This window comes from Micromonospora sp., assembly GCF_048594385.1.
Lineage (GTDB): Bacteria > Actinomycetota > Actinomycetes > Mycobacteriales > Micromonosporaceae > Micromonospora > Micromonospora wenchangensis.
In genome coordinates, this window is record NZ_JBMDWU010000180.1 from 1 (window position 1) to 4,945 (window position 4,945).

Here is a 4,945-nt window from a genome sequence, read left to right on the forward strand (position 1 = left end):
GGCCAGGCGGTTCCGCTGGACGACTTCGACTTCGGGTCGTACCGCTGAGCACCAGCTGACGAGGAAGGCCCCCGGCGTCGCGCCGGGGGCCTTCCTCGTTTCGGGCCGGTGTCGGTCGGCACGTGTCCGGTACGGCCGGCGGCCGGGCATGATGGTGGGCATGACGACCGCAGCGGGGCAGGTGCCGTTGGCGTACCAGCCACCACGTCATCCGCTCGACCCCGACCCGGTACGCGCCACCAAGGCACGGGCCGTTTTCGCGCTCGGGTTGATCGGGGCGCTGACCGGGCTCTTCGTCGGCGGGGTGGTGCCCGCCACGATCGCCCTCCAGTTGGCCCGGCAGGCCCGCCGGGAGGCGTACGCCTCGGGTGGGTTCCTCACCGGCGCGGCCTGGCTGCGGCGGGGGGAGCGGCTGGCGCGGGTGGGCCTGGTGCTGGTCGCGGTCGCGGTGGTGACGTTGGTGGTGATCGGCGTGGTCCGGCTGGCCGGTTCCCCGTACGGGCAGGACTTCGCCCCGAACGTCGACTGACCCGTCGGGGTGATGATCCGGCAGGGGGCACCCGCTGTGCGCGGCGGCGGTAGCCTGGCCGGTGTCCGTCGCGTGACGGTGGACCCACATCGCGACAGGAGGACCCCGTGACGGAACCGGCGCCGCCGTCGGGAGGCGACCCGGGCCGACCGCCCGCCGGCTCCCCGGAGCCGGCCGCGCCCGGCACCGACGCCGGAGCGAACCGCCCACCCGACCCGTGGGCCGCGGGCCCGTGGGGCGCGCCGTCCGAGCCCGGCCCGGTGCACGGTGCCGGCATCCCGCCGGAGGCCACCCCCCTCGGGTACGCCCCTCCGCCGACGTCCGGGGCCGGCGGCACACCGTCGGGTGGCGGGCCGGCCGGCGCTGTTCCGTTCGGTGGTGGTCCGTCGGGTGGTGGGCCGTTCGGCGGTGGGTCACCGTCGGGTGGCGGGCCGTTCGCCGGGGTCGGGGGACCGCCCGCCGGGCCGTCGCCGTATCCCGGCCCTGGTGCGGCGTACCCCGGGACAGGCGCGCCCGGGGCGTACCCGGGACAGCCGGCGGCCGGGACGGGCTGGCCGGCGCCGTCGGGGCACGGGCACGGACCGCTGCCCCCACCGCCACCGGACGCCCCGCGCGCCCCCAAGCGGGTCGACGCCGTGCCGGGCCCCCCCTTCGGGGTGGTGCACCTGGACGTGCCGGCGGTCACCTCCGGGCCGGCGGTGGGCTCGTTGATCGCCGGCATCGGGTCGATTCTGGTGTCGTTCCTGGTGATCTGCTTCGGCGTCGGGGGAGCGCAGCTCGGCGGGGCCTGGGCGGCCGGTGCGTTCACGGTGCCGGGGGTGCTGGCCGGTGCGGCGGCGATCGTCGCCGGGCTGCTGGCCCGCCGGCAGATCCGCCGGGCCGCGCCACCGCCGGCGGTGCGGTTCACCGGCCGGGGGCTGGCGACGGCCGGGATCAGCTGCGGTGGCGTGGGGTTGGTGCTCAGCCTGCTGGGCCTGGGGCTGGCGTTGCTGGTGCAGTTGGCGTGACCCCCGTCGCCCGGGGGTGACGGGCTGCGGCGCACGGCAGCCGGTACACTGGACAGCCTAGGGGCCCGTCACGGGCGAGCAGGCAGGGCGCAGGGCGCGACCGACGGGGATCTGAGACCCGGCGGACCAGCCCGTTTTGACCTGCGAGGCTGTGGTAGGTACTCTTTCCCCTTGCGCCCGGGCATGCCCGGGCGACTCGTGCGTGCGCGGGATCCGGATTGATCCGGAGATCGAGCGGCCGTACGACACAGTCGACAGGACCCGGCGGGCGGACGACCACGCGCCGGTGACAGAAGCCGGTGCCACCCGCGCGAGCGACGGCACCGGGACCGCGAACCGGGCGACACACCCGACCGCGGGTACCGGGACCGCCGCGAGGTGGATCCGGTCGGAATGTAGGAGAGTCGGCCATCAGGTCGGCTAACGAGCAGACGGCGCGGTCGCGTGACGCGGCCGAAGGGAGCGGAGAAACCCGGTGCCCACCATTCAGCAGCTGGTCCGAAAGGGCCGCCAGGCCAAGACGACCAAGACCAAGACCCCGGCGCTGAAGGGATCCCCTCAGCGGCGCGGTGTGTGCACCCGCGTGTACACCACCACCCCCAAGAAGCCGAACTCGGCGCTCCGCAAGGTCGCGCGTGTCAAGCTCAGCAGCCAGATCGAGGTGACCGCCTACATCCCGGGCGTGGGTCACAACCTCCAGGAGCACTCGATCGTGCTCGTTCGCGGCGGCCGGGTGAAGGACCTCCCCGGCGTGCGTTACAAGATCGTCCGCGGTTCGCTGGACACCCAGGGTGTCCGCAACCGCAAGCAGGCGCGCAGCCGGTACGGCGCGAAGAAGGAGAAGAGCTGACATGCCGCGTAAGGGACCCGCTCCGCGGAAGCCGCTGGTCGCTGACCCGGTGTACAACTCGCCGCTGGTCACCCAGCTGGTCAACAAGATCCTGATGCGCGGTAAGCGTCAGCTCGCCGAGCGCATCGTGTACGCCGCCCTGGAGGGCTGCCGCGAGAAGAGCGGCACCGACCCGGTCGTCACCCTCAAGCGCGCGATGGACAACGTCAAGCCGACCCTGGAGGTGCGCAGCCGCCGGGTCGGTGGCGCCACCTACCAGGTGCCGGTCGAGGTCCGTCCGGCCCGGGCGACCACCCTCGGTCTGCGCTGGCTGGTCACGTACTCCAAGGCCCGCCGCGAGAAGACCATGGTCGAGCGGCTGATGAACGAGCTGCTCGACGCGAGCAACGGTCTGGGCGCCGCCGTCAAGCGGCGCGAGGACACCCACAAGATGGCGGAGTCCAACAAGGCCTTCGCGCACTACCGCTGGTAACAGCCTGGTTCCGGCGCCGGACCGGCGCCGGAACCGCCACCGGTCGAGTCGAGACGACGATAAGTAGGGATTGAAGTGGCCGCCGCAGACGCGCTCGCCAACGTACGCAACATCGGCATCATGGCGCACATCGATGCCGGTAAGACCACGACCACCGAGCGGATCCTGTTCTACACCGGAATCACCTATTAGATCGGTGAGGTCCACGAGGGCGCTGCCGTCATGGACTTGATGGTGCAGGAGCAGGAGCGTGGTATCACCATCACCTCCGCTGCCACCAAGTGTGAGTGGAAGGGCCACACGATCCAGATCATCGACACGCCCGGTCACGTCGACTTCACGGTCGAGGTCGAGCGGTCGTTGCGGGTGCTGGATGGTGCGGTCGCGGTCTACGACGGCGTGGCCGGCGTGGAGCCGCAGACGGAGAACGTCTGGCGGCAGGCCGACAAGTACCACGTCCCGCGGATGTGCTTCGTCAACAAGCTCGACCGCACGGGCGCGGACTTCTTCCGCTGCGTTCAGATGATGATCGACCGGCTCAACGCCACCCCGCTGGTGCTCCAGATCCCGATCGGGCTCGAGGGCGACCACATCGGTGTCGTCGACCTGATCGGCATGCGCGCCCTCACCTGGCGCGGGGAGACCCAGAAGGGTGAGGACTACGCCATCGAGGAGATCCCGGCCGACCTGGCCGACTCCGCGGCGGAGTGGCGCGAGAAGCTGATGGAGACCCTGGCCGACGTCGACGACGCGGTGATGGAGAAGTACCTGGAGGGCGAGGAGATCTCCGTCGAGGAGATCAAGGCCGCCATCCGGCGGGCCACCATCGCCAGCAAGGCCAACCCGGTGCTGTGCGGCTCGGCGTTCAAGAACAAGGGCGTGCAGCCCATGCTCGACGCCGTGGTCGACTTCCTGCCGTCGCCGCTGGACGTGCCGGCCATCGAGGGCACCGCGACCGACGGTGAGACGCCGTTGCAGCGTAAGCCGTCGAAGGCGGAGCCGTTCTCCGGCCTGGCCTTCAAGATCCAGACCGACAAGCACCTCGGCAAGCTCACCTACGTCCGGGTCTACTCGGGCGTGGTCGAGACCGGTAACCAGGTGGTGAACTCCACCAAGGACCGCAAGGAGCGGATCGGCAAGATCTACCAGATGCACGCCAACAAGCGGGAAGAGCGCGGCTCGGCCCAGGCTGGCGACATCATCGCGGTGCAGGGTCTCAAGCAGACCACCACCGGTGACACCCTCTGCGACCCGGCGAACCCGGTCATCCTGGAGTCGATGACCTTCCCCGAGCCGGTCATCGAGGTCGCGATCGAGCCGAAGACCAAGGCCGACCAGGAGAAGCTCAGCACCGCCATCCAGCGGCTGGCCGAGGAGGACCCGACCTTCCGCGTCAAGCTGGACGAGGAGACCGGTCAGACGGTCATCGCCGGCATGGGCGAGCTGCACCTGGACATCCTGGTCGACCGGATGCGCCGCGAGTTCAACGTCGAGGCGAACATCGGCAAGCCGCAGGTGGCGTACCGTGAGACGATCCGCCGCAAGGTGGACAAGATCGAGTACACCCACAAGAAGCAGACCGGTGGCTCCGGCCAGTACGCCCGCGTCATCGTGAGCATCGAGCCGCTGCCGCTGGACAACGAGTCGCCGACCTACGAGTTCGCCAACGCCGTCACCGGTGGCCGCATCCCCCGGGAGTTCATCCCGTCGGTGGACGCCGGTGCGCAGGACGCCATGCAGTACGGCATCCTGGCGGGCTTCCCGCTGGTCGGTGTCAAGCTGACCCTGCTGGACGGCCAGTACCACGAGGTCGACTCGTCCGAAATGGCATTCAAGATCGCCGGTTCGATGGTGATGAAGGAGGCGGCCCGCAAGGCCGACCCCGCGCTCCTCGAACCGATGATGGCCGTTGAGGTCACCACTCCCGAGGAGAACATGGGTGACGTCATCGGCGACCTCAACTCCCGTCGCGGCATCATCCAGGCGATGGAGGAGCGCAGCGGCGCCCGCATCGTGAGGGCCCTGGTGCCGTTGTCGGAGATGTTCGGCTACGTCGGCGACCTGCGGTCGAAGACCCAGGGCCGGGC

The 4,945-nt window shown here is 70.7% G+C and carries 4 protein-coding genes and 1 pseudogene; all 5 read left to right on the top strand.

The window, feature by feature from the left end:
* Nucleotides 1–160 precede the first annotated feature (160 nt).
* Nucleotides 161–529, top strand: a complete 369-nt coding sequence (locus tag ACOJTC_RS09620; protein WP_204924853.1) for a hypothetical protein — start codon at nucleotides 161–163, stop codon at nucleotides 527–529.
* Between the two features lie 635 nt (nucleotides 530–1,164).
* A complete protein-coding gene (locus tag ACOJTC_RS09625) occupies nucleotides 1,165–1,536 on the top strand; it encodes a hypothetical protein (RefSeq protein WP_420116598.1) in 372 nt (123 codons plus the stop codon).
* A gap of 475 nt (nucleotides 1,537–2,011) precedes the next feature.
* Nucleotides 2,012–2,386, top strand: coding sequence for a 30S ribosomal protein S12 (rpsL, locus tag ACOJTC_RS09630; RefSeq protein ID WP_007465318.1), 375 nt, complete (start codon nucleotides 2,012–2,014; stop codon nucleotides 2,384–2,386).
* Between the two features lies 1 nt (nucleotide 2,387).
* The gene (gene rpsG / locus ACOJTC_RS09635; protein WP_088647009.1) at nucleotides 2,388–2,858 is read left to right on the top strand and encodes a 30S ribosomal protein S7; all 471 of its coding nucleotides are present in this window, start codon (nucleotides 2,388–2,390) and stop codon (nucleotides 2,856–2,858) included.
* Nucleotides 2,859–2,933: 75 nt separating this feature from the next.
* Nucleotides 2,934–4,945 (top strand): annotated as a pseudogene (gene fusA / locus ACOJTC_RS09640) (elongation factor G); the annotation flags it as partial.

What these genes read in the sequence shown, in the direction of transcription:
- ACOJTC_RS09620 (WP_204924853.1), top strand. Translation starts at nt 161, where the DNA reads ATGACGACCGCAGCGGGGCAGGTGCCGTTGGCGTACCAGCCACCACGT.
- rpsG (WP_088647009.1), top strand. Translation starts at nt 2,388, where the DNA reads ATGCCGCGTAAGGGACCCGCTCCGCGGAAGCCGCTGGTCGCTGACCCG.